Below are 23,050 nucleotides of genomic sequence, written 5' to 3'. Positions count from 1 at the left end.
TTCCGTGCGTATCTTGATTCGCCGTGGCTGGATGCCGATCACCGCTTTATTACTGGCTCTGCTGAGCGCTTCGACCTTTGCCGCCAATACGCCCTGTTCCGGCAAAAAGGGCGGTATTGCTCGCTGCGACGGCGATCTGTTCCTGTGCAATGACGGGTCCATCAGCGGGTCGAAGAAAAGCTGCGCAGCCATGTTCGGTTACGAGCGTCAGGTTCGCCCGCAAAACCTTCTTCAAAGCAACGATGGCTGTGCCTGTGGCACGGGCTCGTTTTGCACTGGCCCACGGGGTGGCGTCTATTGCCTGACACCCAGCGGTAACAAGAGCTACAGGCGTAAGTGATCGGCTTTGTGCCAATGCATAAAACCCGCTGCAAAACGCCTCTTGTTGCAATTTGCAATGTCCTAAGAAGTTCATCTTTTCTAATTGATTGAAAAATAACGATTTATTAAATGTTGGCGACTGGCACGGTCACTGCAATTCATCTTGCGACGAGTTGTAACACCATTTTTCATGCCTGGAGCACTACAACAATGAATAGATCCTCTGATGGGTTTTATCCTGCCTACGAAGGAGAGTCGAGCAACGTCTCAGGCGTGTCCTGGGGCGCGATCTTCGCCGGTGCGGCGGCCGCCGCTGCCTTGTCGATGATTCTGGTGCTGCTTGGCTTCGGTCTGGGTTTCTCTGCCGTTTCGCCATGGGCCGGTGAGGGCATCAGCGCCAAGGGCCTGGGCATTTCGACGATTGTCTGGCTGGCGGCGACGCAAATCATCGCTTCCGGGCTGGGTGGCTACATTGCCGGTCGCCTGCGAGTGAAGTGGGCGAACATGCACGGTGATGAAGTGTATTTCCGTGATACCGCCCATGGCTTCCTTGCCTGGTGCGTGGCCACACTGGTCACCGCGATTCTGGTGGTCGGTTCGGTCAGCAGCGTCATCAGCGGTGGCGTTCAGGCTGGTGCCAGTGTTGCCGGCGGTGCAGCCAGTGCTGTGACACAAGCAGCCGGTACTGCAGCGGCCAACACCGACAGCAACCAGTACGGTTACTACATCGACAACCTGTTCCGCGATGATCGTCCGGCGTCCGTCAGCGATGACGCGGCCCATGGCGCAGTGGCGCGGATCTTCGCTCAGAGCCTGGCCAACGGTCAGCTCAGCGCTGAAGACCGCACCTACCTCGCTCAGCTCGTCGCGCAACGGACCAATCTGAGCCAGGCCGATGCCGAACGTCGTGTCGATGAGGTTTACGCCCGCACTCAGAAAGCCATTGCCGACGCCAAGCTGAAAGCCCAGCAAGCGGCCGATACCGCTGCGAAAGTCGCTGCCTGGACCTCGCTGTGGATGTTCATCGCGCTTCTGGCCGGTGCGTTCTTTGCCAGCCTTGCAGCCACCTTCGGCGGTCGTCGCCGGGATGCGGTCGAGTACGTCGAAGTCGAAACCTATACCGCTACCACCACACTGCCTCCAGTCCGTTAAATAGGGAGAATCACCATGCGCTCATTACTGCTGTTTTTCCTCGGCGTACCGATCCCGATCATCATCCTGATCGCCCTGTTCGTGCACTGATTGCTCTATTGGGGCCTCTTGCCTCGGCCGCTTCCACCTTCGGGTGGAAGCGGCTTTTTCATGTATGGCTCGGCGGGTCATCAATTTGGCTTCAACGGGTAGTCGAACTAGTATTTCTGACAGGTGTTGTTGCGTGAGGGTACTGCTGCAATCGAGGCATGAATGAACACGACGTTTATTCAGATTCTGCTTCGAGGAACTGGACATGAATACGCGGTTGAGACCTGAAAGCGCAGGAACGCTTGATCCTGCTTTTGCTGATGCGGGGGTTTTAACGTTTCCATTGAACGGATTGCCTGATCTTGAGGCGGTAGCCGTTTTGGCACTGCCGGACAAAAAGACTCTGGTTGGGTTTTACCCGTTTGAATTGTATGGCCCGGCCACCGTTGCCCGATTCCACGAGGACGGAACGCTGGACACTCAATTCGGCGGGGGAAAGGGGTTTATAGAAATCGCTCTGGAAAACGCAATCATGGCGCATGTTATCGGGCTCAGCCTCCTGGAGGATGGCGCATGGCTGTTGCGGGGCACCTATGAGCGAGAAGACGTTGGTGTAGAGGGTATTGCGCTTGTACGCTGTCTTTCTGACGGGCAGCAAGATCAGTCTTTCGCTGAAAAAGGTGTTCGTTACCTACGTTTCGATCAAATGGATAAGCCTGATTCAGGTACATCCACTCATCTGAAATCACGCTCGCAGCATTGGAAGAAAGCCTTTTCTTCGCAGGCGAATGCGGCATCAAGCGTTTCCATGGCCCAGCAGTCCGACGGCAAAATTGTCGTGGTCTTCTATCTCTATAACTATGAGACCGAGAAGTGGCGTGGCATTGTTCTGCGACTCAACGCCGACGGGTCCAGCGACAAGACATTCAATGACCACGGATTTGCCCTGATCGAGTTCGGCAACAGTTCCAATTTTGCCTTGGGTGTCGCCATTCAGTCAGACGGAAAGATTCTCGTCTGTGGCCGATATAACGACGACCAACCGGGACTTCAAGGTGGATATCTGACGCGTTTCGATGCGTTCGGGCGTATCGATAGCACATTCAATGGCGGTGAGGTTTTCAAACTGAAAACCCGCTGGGAGGAACTCAACGCTGTATCGGTCAGGGAAAGCGATGGCCTGATCGTCGCCGCCGGTGCCGCATCCCCCATGGGCGTCGTGCAAGGGGCGCTGGTAGTGCTCAATGCCAATGGCCACTTCAATCTGGTTTTTAACGGCGGGAAACCGTTGTATTCGCCATTGCTGGAGTCGGGTACTCATTGGAAAAACTGCGTGGCGCACACAGATGGATCAATTGTCGTCGGGGGACATGGTAGCGGTGGACTTATCAACGGTGGTGACAGCTGCGTAGTTGCTCGCTATCGGGCTGACGGATCTCTGGATCCAGCATTTAATGGAACAGGGTTTGCCGTTTTCGCCGATAAAGAAAAGACGAGCTATTACAAGAGCATGAGCGTGATGGAGGATGGACGAATCATTGCGTGTGGTTTTCACGAACTCGATCCTTGGTTGGGACCTTTGATTGGGGGCTGGGTCATACGCTATCTGGTTTGACGCAGTACGATGCCGGGTGTGTGCTCTGGCCGCTTTCGCTCTGGTGGAAGCGGCTTTTTGATTTCTGCCGGAGCAGCGGCGAGAATCGCCAGCGAAAGTGGATGGGCCGCTTTCGCTGGTAGTTAAGGATGAGCACGTTGGACAAGAAGGAAATCAAGCGGCGACTGGTGGAAATGCTCGACGCTGGCCGCTCGAAGAGCGAAACCTTCAAGGCGCTGTCGGGGGGCAAGGTCAAGGATCGCGTGCTGGCGGCCTGGATCGGTAGTCGTCTGGATCCGGCCCTGAGAAAACGCCATTCGCTCAAAGTCACTGTTCTGGTGGTGCTGACGGCTATTCTCGGGCTGCTCGGGATGCTCGCCGGGCTGGTGCAAATCAACGAGGGCGGCGTCGCAATGGCGGTGGCCATCGTGCTGATTGCCGGTGCCATTCCGCTGTTTTTTGCATGGGGCTTCTACAAAGGGATCGCGTTGGTTTACACGATCTACATAACTTTCACGATGAGTCAGGTTCCGCGCCTGTTTGTCGGCTACAGCGAAGAACCCGTGTCGACGGTGGTCGGCGTGGCCTTCACGCTGGCCATGATGTTCTACGCCGCGTGGGTCAAATCGCTGCTGTTCCCGGACCTCGCCCTTATCGGGCCCAAAAAGATCAAGGGCCAGTTTGTCTTTTCCAACTGATCGTTGAACAATCCGACCGTTTCACTGGCCTGGATCAATATTTCCGTTGGCAATCTCGCCTAACGTAAATGATCCAAGCCTTAGCCGGGACATGAACTACATTGTCCTCGCGCGCATCTTGTAGCGCTGACGGAGTACCCCGCGAGCCCGCCCGATCGAAGAATTAAACGGGCCGCAAGGTGTAGTGCAGCAAGGAGCTGACGCGACACTCCCCTGAACCTTTTCACGGATGAACACCGCAATGCACTGCCTAGAAAGAACCTTCGATATCCAGCCGTTGGCGCAGGCGGATATGACTGTCCATATCAACGGTCAACCGGTCACCGCCGCCATTGGCGAAACCGTCCTCAGCGTGATTCAGTCCCTCGGCGTGCGCCAGATCGCCCGCAACGACCATGACCAGATCAGCGGCGCCTACTGCGGCATGGGCGTGTGCCAGTGCTGCCTGGTGAAAATCAACGGCCGGCACAAACGCCGCGCCTGCCAGACCGTGGTGCGCGACGGCATGCACATCGAAACCCAGGTCAACCGCATCGCCGGGCAGGAGGTCGTATGAGCCTGCAACCGGTAATCGTCGGCGGTGGCCCGGCGGGCATGGCGGCGGCCATTGAACTGGCCCGCCACGGCGTGCGCTGCACGTTGTTGGAAGAGGCTTCGCGCCTGGGCGGTGTGGTCTATCGCGGCCCGCTGCGTGACGGCGTGCAACTGGATTATCTCGGGCCGCGTTATTCCGAAGCGCTGGGCAAACTGCACGGCGAATTCCAGGAGCAATCCGGCCTGATCGACGTGCACCTCAATCATCGCGTGGTCGGCGCCGAAGGCACCCGTGCCCTGGTGGTGCTGGACGGCGACGAGCAACTGCACGAGTACGAATATTCACAACTGCTGTTGTCCGCCGGTTGCCACGAACGCAGCGTGCCGTTTCCTGGCTGGACGCTGCCCGGGGTGATTCTGCTCGGCGGTCTGCAACTGCAAATCAAGAGTGGCGTGGTCAAGCCGCAAGGGCCGGTGATCATCGCCGGCACCGGGCCGTTGCTGCCGCTGGTGGCGACGCAACTGCACGCATCCGGCGTCAAGGTTGCGGGCGTGTATGAAGCCTGTGCGTTCGGCAAGATTGCCCGCGAAAGCCTGGCGCTGCTGAACAAGCCGCAATTGTTCCTCGACGGCTTGAGCATGCTCGCCTACCTGAAACTGCACGGCATCCCGATGAACTACGGCTGGGGCGTGGTCGAGGCGCATGGCGAGGGTGAACTGAAAAGCGTCAGCGTCGCACCGTATTCCGACACCTGGGAGCCGGACCTGACCCGCGTCGAGCGTTTTGAAGCGCAGACATTGGCCGTCGGTTACGGCTTTATTCCGCGCACCCAGCTCAGTCAGCAAATGGGCCTCGATCACGGCTTCAGCGACGACGGCTATCTGCGCGCCAACGCGAACATCTGGCAGCAAAGCAACGAACCTCACGTGCATCTGGCCGGTGATATGGGCGGGATTCGCGGCGGTGAAGCAGCGATGCTGGCCGGCAAGATCGCCGCGACCTCGATCCTGTTGCAACGCGGTGTGCTGGAAGAAGACCTGGCCCGCGTTCGCCGCGACCGCTATCTGGGCAAACTGAAAGCCATCGTGCGTTTCCGCGCAGCCGTGGACCGCTACACCGAACGCGGCGTCGGCCAGACCGCATTGCCGGCCGCCGACACGGTAATCTGCCGCTGCGAACACGCGACCCGCGCCGACATTGACCGGGCGCTGGAGCAGGGCGTGCAAGACATCGCCAGCCTGAAGATGCGCACCCGCGTGAGCATGGGCGATTGTCAGGGGCGGATGTGCGTCGGCTATTGCAGCGACCGTCTGCGCCAGGCCACCGGACGCAAAGACGTCGGTTGGCTGCGCCCGCGTTTCCCGATTGATCCGATCCCTTTTTCCGCGTTCCAGTCCATCGGCACGGAGGCCGCTTCCCATGAGTAAGTTCTACGACGTGGTCATCGCCGGCGGCGGCGTGATCGGGGCGTCCTGCGCCTATCAATTGTCCAAACGCAAAAACCTCAAAGTCGCGTTGATCGACGCCAAGCGCCCGGGCAATGCGACCCGTGCTTCGGCCGGCGGTTTGTGGGCGATCGGCGAGTCGGTCGGCCTCGGCTGCGGGGTGATTTTCTTCCGCATGATGTCCGCCAACCGCAAGCGCGAAACCCAGGGCGCGGCGGTGGCCGTGGACGCCAGCACACCGCACATCCTGCCGGAGTCATTCTTCGATTTCGCCTTGCAGTCCAACGCGCTGTACCCAGAGCTGCACCGTGAGTTGCAAGACAACCACGGCATGGATTTCAAGTTCGAAAAGACCGGGCTGAAATTCGTAATTTATGACGACGAGGATCGGCTCTACGCCGAGCACATCGTCGGCTGCATCCCGCACCTCGCCGATCAAGTGCGCTGGCTCGATCAGGCTGCATTGCGCGAATCCGAACCGAGCGTCAGCCATGAAGCCCGAGGGGCGCTGGAGTTTCTCTGCGACCATCAGGTCAGCCCGTTCCGCCTCGCCGACGCCTACATGGAAGGCGCGCGGCAGAATGGCGTGGATATCTTCGTCAACACCAACGTCACCGGCGTGTTGCATCACGGCACACGGGTGACCGGCGTACAGACGGCCGAGGAGGGCGTGTTCCACTGCAAGACACTGATCAACGCCGGCGGTGCCTGGGCCGCAGACTTGAGCGAGTGGGCGACCGGCATCCGCATTCCGGTGAAACCGGTCAAAGGCCAGATCCTGCTGACCGAGCGCATGCCAAAAATCCTCAACGGCTGCCTGACCACCAGCGACTGCTACGTGGCGCAAAAGGACAACGGCGAGATCCTGATCGGCAGCACCACCGAAGACAAAGGCTTCGACGTCACCACCACCTACCCGGAAATCGCCGGGCTGGTGCAGGGCGCGGTGCGGTGTCTGCCGGAGCTTGCGGACGTCAACTTGAAGCGCACCTGGGCCGGACTGCGCCCGGGCTCGCCGGACGAGTTGCCGATTCTTGGGCCGATGCGTGGCGTGGAGGGGTACCTCAATGCCTGCGGGCACTTCCGCACCGGCATTCTGACCTCGGCGATTACTGGTGTGCTGCTGGACAAACTGGTCAATGACGAACCGCTGCCGCTGGATATCACGCCGTTTCTGGCGGATCGGTTTGAGTCCGCCCAGGTCAAACCGGAGCGCACGCTAGAGCCGGCCTGACCTTAGCGGATTTGATGTTGACTGTGCTGGCCCCTTCGCGGGCAAGCCCGCTCCCACAGGGTTCAGCGTCGTACACAAAGTATTGGTACGACTCGACCACTGTGGGAGCTGGCTTGCCAGCGATGAGGCCTGCGCGGCGCCTGATCTTTCAGATTTTGCGCGATTCCTCTTCCAGTTGATCCGATTCAAACAACCGCGCCAGCTCCGCCCGGGCTTCCTGGGCGGTTTGCAGGACTTTGGCGGCGTCGTCGTACACCGCGTGTTGCGCCTCCAGCACTTGTTCGTCGTGGTGCTTGAAGCGCTTGATCCGCGCATCGGCCTGCGCCTGGGTCAAGCCGAGACCGACCAGCGTGCGCCGGCTCATTTCCAGGCTTGAATAATAGGTTTCCCGAATCGCCTCCGCGCCGACATCGACCAAGCGGTGTACGTGTTGACGGTTGCGCGCCCGGGCGATGATTTTCATGTGCGGGTAGAGCTTGCGCACCACCTCGGCGGTTTTGATGTTGGTCTCCGGGTCATCCGTGGCAATCACGAAATATTCCGCTTCGCCGACCTTGGCCGCATTGAGGATTTCCGGGCGCATCGGGTCGCCATAGAACACCGGCACCCCGCCGAAGCTGCGCGACAGTTCGATGGTTTCCACCGAGGTGTCCAGCGCGACGAACCTGATGTTCTGTGCGCGCAGAATCCGCGCGACGATCTGGCCCATCCGGCCCATGCCGGCGATCACCACACGCGGGGTTTCGGTGTCGATCTCGCGGAATTTCTCGGGCACTTCCACGGGCTGCACCTTGGGGCTGACCAGCCGCGCGCAAATCAACAGCAACAACGGCGTCAAGGCCATCGACAGGGTGATGGTCAGCACCAGCAAGTCGTACAGGCGCGGCTCGAACAGACCCTGATCGCGACCGATCTTGAACACCACAAAAGCAAACTCGCCGCCCGCCGCGAGGACGATGCCGAGGCGAATTGCGCTGATTCTGTTCAAGCCGCCGGCCAGGCGTCCCACCACAAACAACAGCGGCAGTTTCAGACCGATCAACAGCAGCGTCAGCCCCAACACGGTGATCGGTGCACTGAGCAGCAGACTCAAATTGGCACCCATGCCGACACTGATGAAAAACAACCCCAGCAGCAGGCCCTTGAACGGCTCGATCTGCGCTTCCAGTTCATGGCGGTATTCCGAGTCCGCCAGCAGCAGGCCGGCAAGAAACGCCCCCAGCGCCATCGACACACCGACCAGATCCATCAACCACGCCGTGCCGATCACCACCAGCAACGCCGTGGCCGTGGACACTTCCGGCAGGCCGGTTTTCGCCACCACGCGGAACACCGGGCGCAACAGATAACGCCCGCCGACCACCACCACGGCGATCCCGCCGAGTACCTGCAAACCGTGATTCAGACTCTCGGCATTGCTGGTGGTGTGATCACCGCCGGCAAGCATCGGTACCAATGCAATCAAGGGGATCGCGGCGATGTCCTGAAACAGCAGAATGGCGAACGCCAGGCGCCCGTGGGGGCTGGTCAGTTCCTTGCGTTCGGCAAGGCTTTGCAGGCCAAACGCGGTGGACGACAGCGCCAGACCCAACCCCAACACGATCGCACTGTTCAGCGGCTGGCCGAACACCGACAACGCCAGCACGCCAATTACCGAAGCCGTCAACAACACCTGAGCCAGACCGACGCCGAACACCGATTTGCGCATCACCCACAAGCGTCGCGGCGACAGCTCCAGACCGATGATAAACAGCAGCAACACCACGCCCAGTTCGGAAATATGCGCGACGCTTTGCGGATTGCCGATCAGGCCCAGCACCGACGGGCCGATGATCACCCCGGCAAACAGATAACCCAGCACCGCGCCCAATTGCAGACGTTTGGCCAAGGGCACGGTGAGCACCGCGGCGAACAGAAACACGACAGCGGCTTGCAACAGATTGCCTTCATGGGGCATGGATTGACTCCTGACAGCGGTACGGCGGGGGCGACAAGGATAAGGGCTGAATCGATTCAAGATCCACAGAAGATCCCGCCGCAGAACGGGTTGTACTGATCACGCGGCGCACGTCCGATGGTATCGTGCGGGCCCCGACGCAAGGTGCAACCGAAGCGTCAGGTTCATCTCGATACTTCGTGACGTTACAAGGAGCTTCTCCGGAATGGATTTTAGAACCCTGCTGTGTGCCGGGCTTGTATGTATGACCGCAATTGACGCCAACGCCGAATCCTCGACACTGCCCGGGCATTACTACCTGTCCGGCGTCATGGAAATGGGCGCCGAATTGCTGTTGCAGGCAGACGGCACGTTCAAGGCCGGCGTCGAATATGGTTCCGCCAGCGGCATGGCCAACGGCAAGTGGTACGTCGAGGATGACGTCGTGACGCTGGAAAGCCAGGCCAGTACGCAACCCGCCGAGGCGCTGGCCTTTGAAGAGCCCGGAGAAATCAGCCTGGCGCAGCTGGAAGAAAATGCCACGCACTATCCGGATGAGCGCGCTGGCGTATGGCGCGATCACTATCTTTTAGAGATGCGCCATGCCCGTTTGCGTGAGGCGCCAAAGGTCCAACCGGGTTTTGTCTACGTTCAGTTCGACCATGGCGTCAGCGGTCCTTTGCCGTTGGAAGCCGGCATCCCGGCCAGACTCTGGCTGCCTTACGATCCACAGAAAACCATCCGCAAAATCGGCTTCAGTGCCCTGAAAGACACCGCGCCCAAACAATGGCTGGAGGTCTCGCCCGACACGCGTCTGTTCAGCTTCAACTGGAAAAAACCCAAGCTTCAACCCATCGTGGTCGACACGCCGCAGGAAGATAAATTGGCCGATGCGCAACGGTTTTTACCCGAGGATGAGCAAGGCCGTATCCAGAATCACTACCTGATCGAGCTGTTCCATTACGATCCGATCCCCGCGCCGCCGATAAAACCGGTCGACGTGTATTGGCAGTTTGCCGATGGATCGACTCAGCAGCAGAGCTGGACCGACTCGAGTCAGGCTCGGTTGACGCAGCCCTATACCGGCGCCAGCCCCTTGCAGAAACTTGGCCTGCGCACGCATGGATCGGCTGAGGAAATTCAGTGGTTCGACGTCGCCCCTGACACGCGTTTACTGAAGGTGCAGTGGCAGGCCGAGCACGGTCCCGGAGAGTTGGCGGCGATGTTCGAGGATCTGCAATTGCAGGTCGAGCCAAACTGTCTGGCGGTGAGTGGCTGGAGTGACAGAGCCTGTTTCCGTCGTCGCTGATGGCCTGACGCGGCATGACCCAAACCCGCCCTTGTGGCGGGTTTTTACTGCGCGGCGAGGCTGTAACAAATTGCATCAATTGGTTACATTTATAACCTCTGCGAATCAATCTCCGAGTCCGCCCATGGCCATCAACTTCGACCTCAACGACCTGCAAGCCTTTCGCGCAGTGGTCGAGCAGGGCAGTTTCCGCAAGGCCGCCGACACGGTGCGCCTGTCGCAACCGGCGCTGAGCCGACGCATCGAAAAGCTCGAAGACGCCCTCGGCGTGAAACTGTTCGAGCGCACCACACGCAAAGTCAGCCTGACCCAGGCCGGACGCGCTTTCATGCCCAGCGTCGAACGACTGCTCGATGACCTTGACGTGGCGTTGCTCGGCATCAGCGAAGTCGCCTCGACCCGTTTGGGCCACGTCACCGTCGCTTGCGTGCCGTCCGCCGCGTACTACTTCATGCCCCGCGTCGTTGCGCGTTATCACCAGCAATTTCCACGAATCAAAGTCAAAGTGCTCGACTCCAGCGCCCACGACGTCTTGAGTGCGGTGGTCAATGGCGAAGCCGATTTCGGCTTGAGTTTCATGGGCACTCAGGAAGCCAAAGTCGAATTCGAGCCGCTGGTTCAGGAAAGCTACGTGGTCGCCTGTCGCCGTGATCATCCGCTGGCCGGGCGCAGCAGCGTGACGTGGGACGAGTTTTATCAGCAGGATTACATCTCGTTGGACAAGACCTCGGGCAACCGTTTTCTGCTCGATCAGGCCTTGAGCAGCGTCGTGCCGCAGCGTCCGAGTATCTGCGAAACCCGTCATGTCACAACGATGATCGGTCTGGTGGAGGCGGGGTTGGGCGTGGCAGCGGTGCCACTGATGGCAATGCCGGGGCCGGATCATCCGATCCTGACGCGGGTGCCGTTGACCGATCCGCAGGTGATGCGCAGTGTCGGCATCATCAAGCGCCGGGATCGCACCTTGACCCCGGCGGCATTGGAACTGGAGCGGCTGGTGGTGGCCATGAAGGTCCAGCCGCCGACTCTTAGCGCTTGACCGAATCCAGCCCGGTGGCTTGCACGTCCGTCTGGGCGGCAGGCGCCGCGAGGTAAGCGAGCAGCGCCTTGGCTTCTTGTGGATGTTGCGCACCCACCGGAATCCCGGCCGCGAACCGCGTCACCGACTGCACCGACTCCGGAATCTTCGCGACAAAACTCACCCCCGGCACCGGCAGCAACTCGCTGACTTGCTGAAAGCCCAACTGATAGTCGCCCGTGGCGACCACCGAGCCGACCGGGATTTTCGGAATCATTTTGGCCTTCGGTTTCAGCTGATCTTCGATCCCCAGTTTCTTGAACAACTGCTGCTCGATGTACACGCCGCTGGCGCTGTCGGAGTAGGCCACCGACTGCGCGCCGAGCAGGGTTTGCTTGAGCGCTTCGACGTTGCTGATGTCCGGTTTCGGTGCGCCTTCACGCACCACCAGACCGATCCGCGAATCTGCCAGTTCAACCCGCGAGGCCGGGTCGACCTTGCCCTGTTTGATCAAGTCATCGAGAGCGTAGCCGACCATGATCACCACGTCGGCGTGTTCACCGCGCGCGAGACGATTGGGGATCGCTTCGGGGGCTTTGCCCATCGACGGGCCGAGGCTGGTAGTCAGTGTGTTGCCGGTGCTGGCGGCGAATTTGGGTCCGAGAATCTTGTAGGCGGCAGTGAAGCCCCCGGAGGTCATCACGCTCAATTCTTCGGCCTGGGCCGCAAGGTTGAACGCCAGACCGGCGAGCAGGGCGGTGACAGTAAACAGTTTTTTCATGGCGAGTTTTCCTCAGGCCGCGACAGGTTGCAGACGACCACCGGCACGGCGGTACAGATAAAGAGTGGCGCACAAGGCACACAGCGCACCGACACTCATCCAGTAACCCGGCGCGGCTTTGTCGCCGGTGTACTGGATCAGGAAGGTCGACATTGCCGGCGTGAAACCGCCGAAAATTGCGGTGGCCAGGCTGTAGGCGAGGGAGAAACCGGCGACCCGGACTTCCACCGGCATGATTTCGGTGAGCGCTGGAATCATCGCGCCGTTGTACAAGCCGTAGATAAATGACAGCCACAACAGCGACAGCAGCATGTGGCTGAAGCTCGGCGCCTGCACCAGGTACGACAGCGCCGGATAGGTCGTCGCCAACGCCAGCAGCGACATGGCGATCAGTACCGGACGACGCCCGACACGGTCGGACAGCATGCCGCCAATCGGCAGCCAGAAGAAGTTCGACACACCGACCAACAGCGTCACCAGCAACGCGTCAGAAGTGCTCAGGTGCAGCACGGTTTTGCCGAAGGTCGGCGCGTACACGGTGATCAGGTAGAACGCGGTCGTGGTCAGGGCGACCATCAACATCCCGCCGAGCACCACCACCCAGTTCTGGCCAAGGGTGCGGAACACTTCCTTCATGCTCGGGCGATGTTTGCGTGCGGCAAACTCTTCGGTTTCCGCCAGATTGCGCCGCAGGAAAAAGATGAACGGCACGATCATGCAACCGACGAAAAACGGAATCCGCCAGCCCCAGTCGGCAATCACATCCGGCGCCATCCACGCGTTCAGGGCGTAGCCCAACGCGGCGGCGACGATGATCGCCACCTGCTGACTGGCCGACTGCCAGGCGGTGAAGAAACCTTTGCGGCCCGGCGTGGCGATCTCCGAGAGATACACCGACACTCCACCCAATTCCGCGCCGGCGGAGAAGCCTTGCAGCAAGCGCCCGATCAGCACCAACGCCGGGGCCAACAGACCGATGGACTCGTAACCGGGCACCAGCACAATCAATATGGTGCCGCTGGCCATGATCGACAGGGTGACGATCAGCCCTTTGCGCCGGCCGACGTCGTCGATGTAGGCACCGAGCACAATGGCCCCGAGTGGACGCATCAAAAAGCCTGCGCCGAACACGGCAAAGGTCATCATCAGGGAGGCGAATTCACTGCTCGCCGGAAAGAACACCGCCGCGATCTGCGTGGCGTAAAAGCCGAACAGAAAGAAGTCGAACTGTTCGAGGAAGTTGCCCGAGGTCACCCGGAAAATGGCGCCGGCCCGCGAGCCGCCGTGTGGGATTGAGGCTGTCATAGAAAAGTACTCCACCGCTTTTATGACGTGCGCTACGGGAGGGCGGCGCACGGTTTTTATTGAGGCGGATGGTGGCGCAGATGTAACAATCTGTTAATTGCATTGTTGGTATGGATTGATGTGCAAAGTGGATCAATCCGGGTCGGACACCCCTTGGACCCTGTGGGAGCGAGCCTGCTCGCGAAAGCGGTGAGTCTGGCAATGAAGATGTCGACTGAGCTGGCCCTATCGCTGGCAAGCCAGCTCCCACAGGTTTCTTTGGTGTACACAACCTTTGTAAACGACCTGATCCACTGTGGGAGCTGGCTTGCCAGCGATAGCGGCCCTACAGGCAACTACAATCCCCCAGCCAGCCTGCTCCCACAATTTGCGCAGTGTCCTCACTGCTCCTGCAAACAACAAAAAACCTGTGGGAGCTGGCTTGCCAGCGATAGCGGCCCAACTGACAACTACAATCCCCCAGCCAGCCCAGGAAAAAAAACAAGGAATGATTCCCGAACCCGGCAGTCCGAGTTCAGGTGTCACACACCACAGGAGGTTCACCGATGAACAGCAAAACCCTAATCGCCAGCCTGGCCCTCGTCGCCGGCATTGCCGGGATCAGCCCACTTGTTCAAGCGGCGCAAACCTCAAGCGAACCCGCCGTTCAATCCCCGGTCAGCGACCGTGAATTGAAGGTCAATGACCGCGCTCCCGACGTTTATCAGCGCAGCGACAAAGCGTTGAAAAACTGGAAGCAGAAAGGCTTGAAAGCACCGATCGAACAGGCGCAGTGGGTGCAGATCAACGACAAGTACGTAATGGTGATGATTACCAACGGGACGATTGTCGAGATGCAACCGGTCGAGCGTTAAGCCTGCGTTTCAAAAGCCTTGCGTCTGCACGCGCGCAGGGCTTTCCCCGCCCAATCGATACTGATTATTGCCACTGCGCTTGGCCTCATACATCGCCAGATCGGCAATGTGCAGCAGGCGGTCCATGGCTGTCGCATGATCCGGAAACACCGCCACTCCAAGGCTGGTACCAACGTGCCGCTGGTCGTTGCCGATGCTGATCGGTGGCGACAGTTCGATGAAGATTTTCTGGCAAATGCGACGGGCTTCGTCCTGTAGGTCGAGGCCCGGTGCCAGGCCTTGCAGGATCACCACGAACTCATCACCGCCAATGCGCGCAACGGTGTCGGTGACGCGCAGAATGCGTTTCAGCCGCGTGGCTGTGGTGATCAGCACCCGGTCGCCGGCGGCATGGCCGTAGTGGTCGTTGATGGTTTTGAAACCGTTGAGGTCGATAAATACCAGGGCTACGCGAGTGTCAGTCTGCCGCGCGTGATCCAGTGCTTCTGACAGTTTTTGTTCCAGCACCAGACGATTGGGCAGACCGGTCAGCGGATCGAAATGGGCGAGGTGTTGCAGGTAGCTGGCCGAGGCTTTTTCTTCGGTGATGTCGCGCACCACGCCCATCATTTTGATCACCGCGTCGTGGTCATTGCGCACCACGTTGCCGGTTTCCCGCAGCCAGCGAATCGTGCCGTCGGGCCAGACCACGCGGTACTCCTCATCGTGATTTTCACCGGTTTCCAGACAACGCAGTTCACCGGCGCGCACCCTGACGCGATCGTCCGGGTGTACGCAGGAACAGAACAGCGCATAGGACGGTGTGATTTCGCCGATCCTGAAGCCGAACATGCCGTAGATCGCGTCTGACCAGTACAGCCGGTCCGTGTCTACTTCCCAATCCCAGGTGCCGATGCGCGCGAAATACTGGCTGCGCTTGAAGCGCTCGACGTCGCCGTCCTGATGAATGTTCTGACCCTCGGCGGCCCTGGTCAGCAGTTCACGGTATTCGGCAAGCTGCTTGCGCAAACTGCGCTGACGCCAGCTCAGCAGAATAATGACAGCAAGCAAAGCCCCGCCGATGAGGAGGCTGATCCAGAGCTGAATCATTGAGGAGCTGCCAGCATGGCGAGTCGATCCGAGAAGTAATGGCGGTTGGCTATCTTAATTGTTCCGCACTCGCTTCGGATACCACGTTGATCTGCGCTTACGGGTTGCCATCGACTGGCAATTCTGGGAAAACGGCGGCGAGCCGAACAATAGAGTGAATGTCATGAATGATGAACTGCAGGTAATCGATCTTCAGGTGGGCGAGGGCAAAGCCGCTGTCAAAGGCGCGCTGATCACCACCCACTACACCGGTTGGCTGGAAGATGGTAGCGAATTCGATTCCTCCCACAGTCGCGGCAAACCGTTTCAGTGCGTGATTGGCACGGGGCGGGTAATCAAGGGTTGGGATCAGGGCTTGATGGGCATGCAGGTCGGCGGCAAACGCAAACTGCTGGTGCCGGCGCACCTGGGTTACGGCGAGAGAACGATGGGCAAGATCCCGCCGAATTCGAATCTGGTGTTTGAGATTGAGTTGCTGGAAGTGCTGACGCGGGATGATTGACGTGGGTGGCGATCGCTATGGGCGTGAGAGGGGCGATGCCCCTCATCATTTGTCTGGACAGTGGATTGGTGGCGGGTCAGCTTTCTTTCAAGCCCATTGCAACGGTTGACCCAGCGGGAAGCAGATGTCTACCTCCAGTTTTGCTGCGGCTGACAGATTGACCAACGCATCCAAAGAGAACTTGTCGATTTTGCCATTGAGCACATCGTTGAGTCGCGGCTGGGTGATACCCAAGCGTTTAGCCGCTTCTTTTTGAGGAAGCTCCCAAGCTCGAATGGTCTCGCAAAGCGTGCGCATCAGCTTGGCCCGCAGACGCATATTGGCGGCGTCCTGCGGCGTGTCTTCGAGTGCATCCCAGACACTTGAGTAGCGCGGGTGATGTTCCTTCATGGCTTGGGCCTTCCTGGGGTTTGGCTTTCAGATATTCGTCAGCACAAAGAAAGCTTTCGCGAGCAGGCTCACTCCTACAGTGATTGCGGTGGCTCATGGGATTTGAGTGCACTGCAGATCCCGTGTGGGAGCGAGCCTGCTCGCGAAGAGCTGTCACTCGGTCAATCAGGCTGCATGCGCCATCTCGGCCAAGGTGTCGGCCACCGTCCTTTGCAGTGAGGGGAATCGGCGGCTCACTCGGCGCAGCGCCGGCAGGACGGCGTCGATTTCCAGTTCATCGAGTTGGGCGAGGACGGTGACGGCGGAGGCGACGATGGTTTCTCGTTCGCTTTCGAATAGCACCAGGCAGGTGTTCTGTGCCCAGCGTCTGTCCCGTTCGTTGAAGCCCATGGCCACCAATGCCGCGACGACTTGTGCATCTGTTTTGTGAGTCATGGTCATTGCCTCAGGTCGGGGTCAAGTTTGTCGAGGGCGCGGTTGACTGCGAGTTCGCCGAGCATGACGACCTGTTGAATGCCGAGCACGGTGTTGCGGTAGGGCGAGTCGAGCAGGGCGGCGAAGTCGCTGAGCATGATGCTGGCCGAGGCCATCGATTCGCAGGCGTGGGCCATGAGGTCTTCGGTGCCGGTGTTGGGGTCAACGAGGAACATCGTGCTGGGTCTGCGCGGTGGCGAAGGCGGTGTGGGTTTCAGGTAGTGATCGAGGGCGCGTTCGGCGGCTTCGTGGAGTTTTCTGGAGCCCGGCGTGGAATAGGGGGACGTAGGATTTGGATCGATTTCTGCGCCTGTTTCGGGCGGATTTGGCGTGATTTTGAACATGGTGTGGTTTTCCAAAGTGATGCTGACACCACCTCGCGACTAAACGATAAGGTGGCAGCTATACGCAGGTTAGTCGACCGGAAATCCACACCAAAACCGGCGCACCCGAAGGCGCCCTGCGCACAGCTACCATTGAGTGAAGTATCGAAATACCTACTGTCTGGAGCGTTGTGCGGTTTAAGTAGATTACCGAGCGACTAAACCCGATCACTGAACATTCAGCGACGCGAACCAAGTTACCGGCACCCCTCAAGCCGCACAAGCCGGCGGATTCTGGCGTAGTTGTAGGCAAAGGCGCAAGGCGCTGTAGCCTCATGGCTGATGTCTAAATGATGCTGCGTTTTTCCTGACGCCTTCGCGAGCAAGCTCGCTACCACAGGGGCAATGCATTCCAAAATGTAGGAGCGAGCCTGCTCGCGATGGGGCCTTCAAAACTCACTCAAGAACTGACCTTCACCCCACGCCCAAACCGCTCCCGATACACCGACGGCGGCACCCCCACCACCCCGCGAAACGCCACGCGAAAACTCTCCACCGAGCGATACCCGCAGCGCTCGGCAATCTGTTCGGTGTGCTGATCCGTGCTCTCAAGCAACTCCCGCGCCCGCGCCAGCCGTTCATGCTGCAGCCACGCCTTGGGCGACTGGCCACTGGCCTCGGTAAAGCGCCGCAAAAACGTACGTTCGCTCATCGCCGCTTCACTGGCCAGATCGCGCACTTCCAGCGGTTCATGCAAACGCTCGCGCGCCCACTGCATCACCCGAGACAGATCGTTGCGCGGCGTCGGGCTGACCGGCGTCGGAATAAATTGCGCCTGCCCGCCGGTACGCTGCGGCGACATCACCAGTCGCCGCGCCACCGAGTTGGCCACCTGAGTGCCGAAGTCCCGCGCCACCAGATGCAGGCAGGCGTCGATGCCGGCTGCGCTGCCCGCCGAAGTGATCAACTGGCCAGCGTCGACGTAAAGCACATCCGGATCGACCGCAATCGCCGGAAAGCGCTGCGCCAGTTCCGTGGCGTAGCGCCAATGGGTGGTGGCGCCGTGGCCGTCGAGCAGGCCGCTGGCGGCCAGTACAAACACACCCGAGCAGATCGACAACAACCGTGCGCCACGGGCATGGGCCTGACGCAGAGCATCGAGCAGCGCTTGTGGCACTTCTGCATTTCGATCGCGCCAGCCGGGAATGATGATGGTGCGCGCCTCGGCGAGCAGTTCCAGACCGCCATCAGCCAATACCTGAATGCCACCCAAGGCACGCATCGGGCCTTGATCGACCGCCGCAATGGCGTGGGTGTACCACGGGAAATCGAACTCCGGCCGGGCCAGGCCGAAGATCTCCACGGCTATGCCGAACTCGAAAGTACAGAGGCCGTCGTAGGCCAGAATTGCGACGAGACCTGGTGATGTCGGCATTTGGCGGAAAATTCCCGGTGAGTGTCTTGTGCGCCACTTTAGCTGCAAGCGGTCGCTCGATAAAGTCTGTTCACCCCCCTACAGACAAAGGAGCAACACCCATGACAAGCCTCGTTCGCGAGATCCCTGCCGCTCCGTCGGCGATCGCCCTGATGCACTTCAGCAATCGTCTGACCTTCGAAACCGATTGTTCCGACGTGTTCAGCAGCCAAGAGGCTGGCGAGATTGATTTTGTTCTGGTCGACGTGCGCGGCCCGCTAGCTTTTGAGCGCGGGCATGTGCCGGGCGCGATCAATATCCCGAACCGGCTGCTGACGGCGGCGGAACTGGCGGGCTATCCGAAAACCACGCTGTTCGTGGTCTATTGCGCCGGCCCGCACTGCAACTGCGCGAACAAGGCGGCGGTGAAACTGGCGGCGCTGGGTTACCCGGTCAAGGAGATGATCGGCGGCGTTACCGGATGGCTTGATGAAGGCTTTCAACTGAGTGTTGAGCCAGTCGGCAAAACCGCAATCGGCTGTGAATGCTGATCCCTCGCCACAAAGGGTACTCATCGCAGATTTCCTGCGCGAAATAAGGTTCTGTCCTACAGCCTTTGCACCACAACGGCGCACCGTTGACCCCGGTCAATCGGTGCGCCGATCTTTCGTAAGTATTTGTCGCTTAAACACAATTTACCCTGTGCGCGCCGCCATAGACTGCCGGCCACTTCGGTTTTTATAGCCAATTGGCCATGACCGAACGCTGAATCGAAAGCTGCCAATAAAAGCCTCCGCACACAGGAGTAATAAATGAAGAAGCTAGTGATGTTCGGTGCCCTGGCACTGTCGATGTTGTCCCTGACCGCTGTGGCCGAAGACGCCAAGCCGATCCGCATCGGTATCGAAGCCGGTTACCCGCCATTCTCGATGAAAACCCCGGACGGCAAACTGGCCGGTTTTGACGTGGACATCGGCGATGCGTTGTGTGAGCAGATGAAAGTCAAATGTACTTGGGTCGAGCAGGAATTCGATGGCCTGATCCCGGCGCTGAAAGTGAAGAAAATCGACGCCATCCTGTCCTCGATGACCATCACCGACGACCGCAAGAAAAACGTCGACTTCACCATCAAGTACTACCACACCCCGGCGCGCTTCGTGATGAAGGCCGGCTCCAACATCACTGACCCGCTGACCCAGCTCAAAGGCAAGAAAGTCGGCGTGCTGCGTGCCAGTACCCACGACCGTTTCGCCACCGAAGTGCTGGTGCCGGCCGGGATCGATCTGGTTCGTTACGGCTCGCAGCAGGAAGCCAACCTCGACATGACCTCTGGTCGTCTCGACGCGATGCTGGCCGACTCGGTCAACCTCAGTGACGGCTTCCTGAAAACCGACGCTGGCAAAGGCTTCGAATTCGTTGGCCCAACCTATGAAGACGCCAAATACTTCGGCGGCGGCGCCGGCATTGCAGTGCGCAAGGGCGATACCGCGCTGGCTGAGCAATTCAACAAGGCCATCACCGAAATCCGCGCCAACGGCAAGTACAAACAAGTGCAAGACAAGTACTTTGACTTTGACGTGTACGGCCATTAATACGCCGTAAAAAAAGTGGCCCTGTTAGCGCGGTGGCCACTTTTTTTGCGCTCTAATTGTGGTGAGACCTTTGTAGGAGTGAGCCTGCTCGCGATAGCGGAGTATCAGACGACGATGATGTTGAATGTTAAACCGCTATCGCGAGCAGGCTCACTCCTACAGGGGATCTTTGTGATCCAGATATTGAGGAGTTACCCATGCAACGCATCGACCACGTTCTGCCCTGGAGCCACTTGGGCAGCGAACGCTCACTCAGCGTGTTCCGCTATGGCGCGGGCACTCGCAAGGTGTACATCCAGGCCAGCCTGCATGCCGATGAACTGCCGGGCATGCGCACCGCATGGGAACTCAAGCAACGCCTCAACGAACTAGAAGCGCAGGGCCGCTTGCAAGGCGTGATCGAACTGGTGCCGGTCGCCAACCCGATCGGGCTCGACCAGCATCTGCAAGGCAATCACATGGGCCGCTTCGAGTTGGGCAGCGGCAAGAATTTCAACCGCGCTTTCGTTGAACTCAGCGCACCGGTGGCGGCATTGATCGGCGATCAATTGGGCGCTGATGCCGAAGCCAACATCGCCCTGATCCGCCAGGCCATGGGCCAGGTTTTCGATGAACTGCCGCCAGCGGCGTCGCAACTGGAGGCACTGCATCGTTTGCTGCTGCGTCATGCCTGCGACGCCGACATCACCCTCGATCTGCATTGCGATTTCGAGGCGGCGATTCACCTGTATGCGTTGCCGCAACATTGGCCGCAGTGGCAATCCCTGGCGGCGCGGCTGAAGGCTGGCGTGGCGCTGCTGTGTGAAGACTCCGGCGGCAGCTCGTTCGATGAATCCTGCTCGACGCCGTGGTTGCGTCTGGCGCGAGCATTCCCGAATGCGGCGATTCCAGCGGCAAACCTCGCCACCACGCTGGAGCTGGGCAGTATGGGCGACACCCGGGTCGATCAGGCTCAAGCCAACTGCGAGGCGATTCTGGGTTTTCTGGCGGAACAGGGTTTCATCAGCGGCGAATGGCCGACGGCGCCGAGCGAGTGCTGCGAAGGGATGCCGTTTGCGGGCACCGAATACCTGTTTGCGCCGCACCATGGCGTGGTGAGTTTCCTGCGCAGCGCGGGCGAGTGGGTGGAGGAGGGCGATGCGTTGTTTGAAGTGGTTGATCCGCTGCAGGACCGCGTGAGCACTGTGCGTGCAGGGACCAGTGGCGTGTTGTTCGCGATTGATCGCGGGCGTTACACCGAACCGGGAATCTGGCAGGCGAAAGTGGCGGGGCGGGTGCCGTTTCGTACGGGAAAACTGACTAACGACTGACGGATTTTCGTCGCATCTAAAGGCCTCATCGCGAGCAGGCTCATTCCTACAGGGGAACGCATTCCAAATGTAGGAGTGAGCCTGCTCGCGAAGGGGCCATCAACAACAACCAATTCATAGCCCTTCATTGGATTTGATGGCCTCATCGCTGGCAAGCCAGCTCCCACAGTGGTTGAGGGTGTTTACAACTATTGGATTTACACAAATTTATTGTGAGCTGACAGCCAGCTCCCACAGTGGTTGAGGGTGTTTACAACTATTGGATTTACACAAAATTTGTTGTGAGCTGACAGCCAGCTCCCACAGTGATTGGAGGTGTTCACACATATTGGATTCACACAAATCCTGTGGGAGCTGGCTTGCCAGCGATGGCGGTTTGGACAACGCCACAGAATTTGGATCCTTGACCCGGGATGTTAGGCTCCCCCCCGAACCCGACACTCTGTGAAAGGAAGGCTCTATGTTGAAGGTCTTTGCCCTGTTGACCCTCCTGGCGTCCAGCGCCGTCCATGCTCAAACCACCCTGCAATCCGATCTGCCACTCAAGTACATCGAACAGGTCCACGCCGACGCCGATCCGCGTCCGCTGGTGATTTTCCTGCATGGTTACGGCAGCAATGAGGCCGATCTGATCGGCATGAAATTCCAGTTGCCGGCGCAATACAACTACCTGTCGGTGCAGGCACCGTTGGCATTGGGCGAAGGGCGTTTCCAATGGTTTCGCAAGAAAGGCGAAGGTGCCTACAACGGCGAAACCGATGATCTGAAGGCCAGCGGCCAAAAGCTACGGGACTTTGTCGTGCAAGCGGCGAAGAAGTATCGCGCCGCACCGGACAAGGTGTACCTGATCGGCTTCAGCCAAGGCGCGATGATGACCTACGAGGTGGGGCTGCGGCCGCCCGTGGTCGTGGGCGGTATCGCGGCGTTGAGCGGGCGTTTATTGCCAGTGTTGAAAGCGGAACTGAAGACCGCGCAACCACCGCTGCCACTGAGCATCTTCATCGGTCACGGCACCGCCGATGATCGTGTGCCGTACCACGACGGCACAGCGGCCAACGAACTGTTGCAGAAACTCGCCTATAAACCGCAGTTTCACGCCTATCCCGGCGTCGGCCACAGCATCAGTGCGGCCGAACTGCGCGACTTGAACGCTTGGTTGCAGCAGCTCAATCCTTGAGGATGGTTTTCACCAGTGCGTCGTGACCTTTCTTGTCACTGACCCGGGAAATCACCTGGACCAGCGCCATACGCGTACCGGAGCCGGCCATCAACGTCGTGTTGAGCGTCTGCCCGCCGCCCTGAGTGGCGGTGCTGTCGACCTGACGCAGACCCAGGCCGGTGCCTTTCTGGGTCAGGCTTTTTTCGCTGAGCTTGTTGAAGTCCGGCAGCGCCTTGCGCTGGGCATCAATGAAATCAGCGACGGTGCCGTCGAGGAACTCACTGTCGTTGTCCTTGACGTTGTTGCCATCGGGAATCTGGTTTTCGGCGGCAATCACCACGGTTTTGGTCGCCTGGTTGGTGTACATCGTGCCCTTGGCGCCCGTCGAACTGGCCGGCAGCGGATCGGCAACGAAGCCTTTTGGCAGCGTGAAGGTGAATTTGCCATTGAGCATCGAGACCTTCTCGGTGGCGGCTTTTTCCTTGGCCTTGGCGGCTTGAGCGTTGATGGCGCCGAGGCCGGCGACTGCCGCCAGCAACAGGACGACGGCTTTTTTGCTCAACAATGTCATTCGAATCTCCGGGA

24 protein-coding genes are annotated in these 23,050 nt (G+C 59.4%); 15 read left to right on the top strand and 9 right to left on the bottom strand.

All coding sequences use genetic code 11. The annotated features are described in order from the left end of the window. The first annotated feature begins 4 nt into the window (after positions 1-4). The 7 genes from KI231_RS18140 (at position 5) to hcnC (ending at position 7,009) form a co-directional block, all read left to right on the top strand. Positions 5-340 carry a YdcA family protein gene (locus tag KI231_RS18140; protein ID WP_212809365.1) on the top strand — a complete coding sequence of 112 codons (336 nt, stop codon included), beginning with the start codon at positions 5-7 and terminating at the stop codon, positions 338-340. 191 nt (positions 341-531) lie between these two features. After that, entirely contained in the window at positions 532-1,473 is a 942-nt protein-coding gene (locus tag KI231_RS18135) for a hypothetical protein (RefSeq protein WP_103307226.1), read from the top strand. Positions 1,474-1,768: 295 nt separating this feature from the next. Next, positions 1,769-3,118: an NHL repeat-containing protein gene (locus KI231_RS18130; RefSeq protein ID WP_212809364.1), complete on the top strand. Its 1,350-nt coding sequence runs from the start codon at positions 1,769-1,771 to the stop codon at positions 3,116-3,118. 137 nt (positions 3,119-3,255) lie between these two features. Further along, positions 3,256-3,795, top strand: a complete 540-nt coding sequence (locus KI231_RS18125; RefSeq protein ID WP_103307224.1) for a hypothetical protein — start codon at positions 3,256-3,258, stop codon at positions 3,793-3,795. Positions 3,796-4,036: 241 nt separating this feature from the next. Continuing rightward, positions 4,037-4,351: a (2Fe-2S)-binding protein gene (locus KI231_RS18120; RefSeq protein WP_103307239.1), complete on the top strand. Its 315-nt coding sequence runs from the start codon at positions 4,037-4,039 to the stop codon at positions 4,349-4,351. After that, positions 4,348-5,757 carry a cyanide-forming glycine dehydrogenase subunit HcnB gene (gene hcnB, locus KI231_RS18115; protein WP_212809362.1) on the top strand — a complete coding sequence of 470 codons (1,410 nt, stop codon included), beginning with the start codon at positions 4,348-4,350 and terminating at the stop codon, positions 5,755-5,757. The genes KI231_RS18120 and hcnB overlap by 4 nt, the downstream gene beginning before the upstream one ends. After that, complete coding sequence (hcnC, locus tag KI231_RS18110) at positions 5,750-7,009, top strand: cyanide-forming glycine dehydrogenase subunit HcnC (RefSeq protein ID WP_212809360.1); 1,260 nt, start codon at positions 5,750-5,752, stop codon at positions 7,007-7,009. Before hcnB ends, hcnC begins: the two co-directional genes overlap by 8 nt. A gap of 148 nt (positions 7,010-7,157) precedes the next feature. Here the strand turns inward: hcnC and KI231_RS18105 are convergent, their stop codons facing one another. After that, a complete protein-coding gene (locus KI231_RS18105; RefSeq protein WP_103305854.1) occupies positions 7,158-8,966 on the bottom strand; it encodes a monovalent cation:proton antiporter-2 (CPA2) family protein in 1,809 nt (602 codons plus the stop codon). Positions 8,967-9,210: 244 nt separating this feature from the next. Between KI231_RS18105 and KI231_RS18100 the strand changes: the two genes are divergently transcribed. Both KI231_RS18100 and KI231_RS18095 read left to right on the top strand, forming a co-directional pair. Next, entirely contained in the window at positions 9,211-10,254 is a 1,044-nt protein-coding gene (locus tag KI231_RS18100; protein ID WP_212809358.1) for a hypothetical protein, read from the top strand. A 124-nt stretch (positions 10,255-10,378) separates the two neighbouring features. Then, the gene (locus tag KI231_RS18095; protein ID WP_103305856.1) at positions 10,379-11,293 is read left to right on the top strand and encodes a LysR family transcriptional regulator; all 915 of its coding nucleotides are present in this window, start codon (positions 10,379-10,381) and stop codon (positions 11,291-11,293) included. On the opposite strand, the gene KI231_RS18090 is transcribed toward KI231_RS18095, so the two are convergent. Both KI231_RS18090 and KI231_RS18085 read right to left on the bottom strand, forming a co-directional pair. Continuing rightward, on the bottom strand, positions 11,283-12,053 hold the full coding sequence (locus KI231_RS18090; RefSeq protein WP_212809356.1) for a substrate-binding domain-containing protein: 771 nt from the start codon (positions 12,051-12,053) through the stop codon (positions 11,283-11,285). The two genes, KI231_RS18095 and KI231_RS18090, sit on opposite strands and share 11 nt — an antisense overlap. 12 nt (positions 12,054-12,065) lie before the next feature. Then, complete coding sequence (locus KI231_RS18085; RefSeq protein WP_212809354.1) at positions 12,066-13,358, bottom strand: MFS transporter; 1,293 nt, start codon at positions 13,356-13,358, stop codon at positions 12,066-12,068. Between the two features lie 545 nt (positions 13,359-13,903). On the opposite strand from KI231_RS18085, the gene KI231_RS18080 reads away from it, so the two are divergent. Beyond that, positions 13,904-14,212 (top strand): RcnB family protein, encoded by a 309-nt coding sequence (locus KI231_RS18080; RefSeq protein WP_103305859.1) that lies wholly within the window; start codon positions 13,904-13,906, stop codon positions 14,210-14,212. A 9-nt stretch (positions 14,213-14,221) separates the two neighbouring features. Here the strand turns inward: KI231_RS18080 and KI231_RS18075 are convergent, their stop codons facing one another. Next, on the bottom strand, positions 14,222-15,301 hold the full coding sequence (locus tag KI231_RS18075) for a sensor domain-containing diguanylate cyclase (protein WP_212809352.1): 1,080 nt from the start codon (positions 15,299-15,301) through the stop codon (positions 14,222-14,224). 163 nt (positions 15,302-15,464) lie between these two features. On the opposite strand from KI231_RS18075, the gene KI231_RS18070 reads away from it, so the two are divergent. Further along, entirely contained in the window at positions 15,465-15,803 is a 339-nt protein-coding gene (locus tag KI231_RS18070; RefSeq protein ID WP_103305861.1) for an FKBP-type peptidyl-prolyl cis-trans isomerase, read from the top strand. 87 nt (positions 15,804-15,890) lie between these two features. Here the strand turns inward: KI231_RS18070 and KI231_RS18065 are convergent, their stop codons facing one another. From KI231_RS18065 to ftrA, 4 genes are all read right to left on the bottom strand, one after another. After that, positions 15,891-16,193, bottom strand: a complete 303-nt coding sequence (locus tag KI231_RS18065; RefSeq protein WP_103305862.1) for a helix-turn-helix domain-containing protein — start codon at positions 16,191-16,193, stop codon at positions 15,891-15,893. A gap of 165 nt (positions 16,194-16,358) precedes the next feature. Continuing rightward, positions 16,359-16,628, bottom strand: a complete 270-nt coding sequence (locus KI231_RS18060) for a hypothetical protein (RefSeq protein ID WP_103305863.1) — start codon at positions 16,626-16,628, stop codon at positions 16,359-16,361. A gap of 2 nt (positions 16,629-16,630) precedes the next feature. After that, entirely contained in the window at positions 16,631-17,011 is a 381-nt protein-coding gene (locus KI231_RS18055; protein WP_103305864.1) for a DUF6124 family protein, read from the bottom strand. Positions 17,012-17,450: 439 nt separating this feature from the next. Then, complete coding sequence (ftrA, locus tag KI231_RS18050; protein ID WP_212809350.1) at positions 17,451-18,425, bottom strand: transcriptional regulator FtrA; 975 nt, start codon at positions 18,423-18,425, stop codon at positions 17,451-17,453. A gap of 101 nt (positions 18,426-18,526) precedes the next feature. Here ftrA and KI231_RS18045 point away from each other — a divergent pair, with 101 nt between their 5' ends. The 4 genes from KI231_RS18045 to KI231_RS18030 all read left to right on the top strand — a co-directional run bounded on the left by KI231_RS18045 (position 18,527) and on the right by KI231_RS18030 (position 22,483). Next, positions 18,527-18,955 carry a rhodanese-like domain-containing protein gene (locus tag KI231_RS18045; RefSeq protein ID WP_212809348.1) on the top strand — a complete coding sequence of 143 codons (429 nt, stop codon included), beginning with the start codon at positions 18,527-18,529 and terminating at the stop codon, positions 18,953-18,955. Positions 18,956-19,216: 261 nt separating this feature from the next. Beyond that, on the top strand, positions 19,217-19,996 hold the full coding sequence (aotJ, locus tag KI231_RS18040; protein ID WP_008082447.1) for an L-arginine-binding protein AotJ: 780 nt from the start codon (positions 19,217-19,219) through the stop codon (positions 19,994-19,996). Between the two features lie 197 nt (positions 19,997-20,193). Then, positions 20,194-21,306, top strand: coding sequence for a succinylglutamate desuccinylase/aspartoacylase family protein (locus tag KI231_RS18035; protein ID WP_212809346.1), 1,113 nt, complete (start codon positions 20,194-20,196; stop codon positions 21,304-21,306). Positions 21,307-21,766: 460 nt separating this feature from the next. Then, on the top strand, positions 21,767-22,483 hold the full coding sequence (locus KI231_RS18030; protein ID WP_212809344.1) for an alpha/beta hydrolase: 717 nt from the start codon (positions 21,767-21,769) through the stop codon (positions 22,481-22,483). Here KI231_RS18030 and KI231_RS18025 read toward each other — a convergent pair. Next, positions 22,473-23,036: a DcrB/PsbP domain-containing protein gene (locus KI231_RS18025; protein WP_212809342.1), complete on the bottom strand. Its 564-nt coding sequence runs from the start codon at positions 23,034-23,036 to the stop codon at positions 22,473-22,475. The two genes, KI231_RS18030 and KI231_RS18025, sit on opposite strands and share 11 nt — an antisense overlap. Positions 23,037-23,050: the final 14 nt, after the last annotated feature.

Source organism: Pseudomonas sp. Seg1 (genome assembly GCF_018326005.1).
GTDB lineage: Bacteria > Pseudomonadota > Gammaproteobacteria > Pseudomonadales > Pseudomonadaceae > Aquipseudomonas.
Note: the sequence above shows the minus strand (reverse complement) of the source record. Positions and strands in the feature narration are given on the sequence as shown.

Bases quoted from the DNA above. Each gene is read 5' to 3' on its own strand.
- KI231_RS18135 (WP_103307226.1), top strand. From the start codon at position 532: ATGAATAGATCCTCTGATGGGTTTTATCCTGCCTACGAAGGAGAGTCG.
- KI231_RS18130 (WP_212809364.1), top strand. From the start codon at position 1,769: ATGAATACGCGGTTGAGACCTGAAAGCGCAGGAACGCTTGATCCTGCT.
- KI231_RS18120 (WP_103307239.1), top strand. From the start codon at position 4,037: ATGCACTGCCTAGAAAGAACCTTCGATATCCAGCCGTTGGCGCAGGCG.
- hcnB (WP_212809362.1), top strand. From the start codon at position 4,348: ATGAGCCTGCAACCGGTAATCGTCGGCGGTGGCCCGGCGGGCATGGCG.
- hcnC (WP_212809360.1), top strand. From the start codon at position 5,750: ATGAGTAAGTTCTACGACGTGGTCATCGCCGGCGGCGGCGTGATCGGG.
- KI231_RS18105 (WP_103305854.1), bottom strand. From the start codon at position 8,966: ATGCCCCATGAAGGCAATCTGTTGCAAGCCGCTGTCGTGTTTCTGTTC.
- KI231_RS18100 (WP_212809358.1), top strand. From the start codon at position 9,211: ATGACCGCAATTGACGCCAACGCCGAATCCTCGACACTGCCCGGGCAT.
- KI231_RS18095 (WP_103305856.1), top strand. From the start codon at position 10,379: ATGGCCATCAACTTCGACCTCAACGACCTGCAAGCCTTTCGCGCAGTG.
- KI231_RS18090 (WP_212809356.1), bottom strand. From the start codon at position 12,053: ATGAAAAAACTGTTTACTGTCACCGCCCTGCTCGCCGGTCTGGCGTTC.
- KI231_RS18085 (WP_212809354.1), bottom strand. From the start codon at position 13,358: ATGACAGCCTCAATCCCACACGGCGGCTCGCGGGCCGGCGCCATTTTC.
- KI231_RS18080 (WP_103305859.1), top strand. From the start codon at position 13,904: ATGAACAGCAAAACCCTAATCGCCAGCCTGGCCCTCGTCGCCGGCATT.
- KI231_RS18075 (WP_212809352.1), bottom strand. From the start codon at position 15,301: ATGATTCAGCTCTGGATCAGCCTCCTCATCGGCGGGGCTTTGCTTGCT.
- KI231_RS18070 (WP_103305861.1), top strand. From the start codon at position 15,465: ATGAATGATGAACTGCAGGTAATCGATCTTCAGGTGGGCGAGGGCAAA.
- KI231_RS18065 (WP_103305862.1), bottom strand. From the start codon at position 16,193: ATGAAGGAACATCACCCGCGCTACTCAAGTGTCTGGGATGCACTCGAA.
- KI231_RS18060 (WP_103305863.1), bottom strand. From the start codon at position 16,628: ATGACTCACAAAACAGATGCACAAGTCGTCGCGGCATTGGTGGCCATG.
- KI231_RS18055 (WP_103305864.1), bottom strand. From the start codon at position 17,011: ATGTTCAAAATCACGCCAAATCCGCCCGAAACAGGCGCAGAAATCGAT.
- ftrA (WP_212809350.1), bottom strand. From the start codon at position 18,425: ATGCCGACATCACCAGGTCTCGTCGCAATTCTGGCCTACGACGGCCTC.
- KI231_RS18045 (WP_212809348.1), top strand. From the start codon at position 18,527: ATGACAAGCCTCGTTCGCGAGATCCCTGCCGCTCCGTCGGCGATCGCC.
- aotJ (WP_008082447.1), top strand. From the start codon at position 19,217: ATGAAGAAGCTAGTGATGTTCGGTGCCCTGGCACTGTCGATGTTGTCC.
- KI231_RS18035 (WP_212809346.1), top strand. From the start codon at position 20,194: ATGCAACGCATCGACCACGTTCTGCCCTGGAGCCACTTGGGCAGCGAA.
- KI231_RS18030 (WP_212809344.1), top strand. From the start codon at position 21,767: ATGTTGAAGGTCTTTGCCCTGTTGACCCTCCTGGCGTCCAGCGCCGTC.
- KI231_RS18025 (WP_212809342.1), bottom strand. From the start codon at position 23,036: ATGACATTGTTGAGCAAAAAAGCCGTCGTCCTGTTGCTGGCGGCAGTC.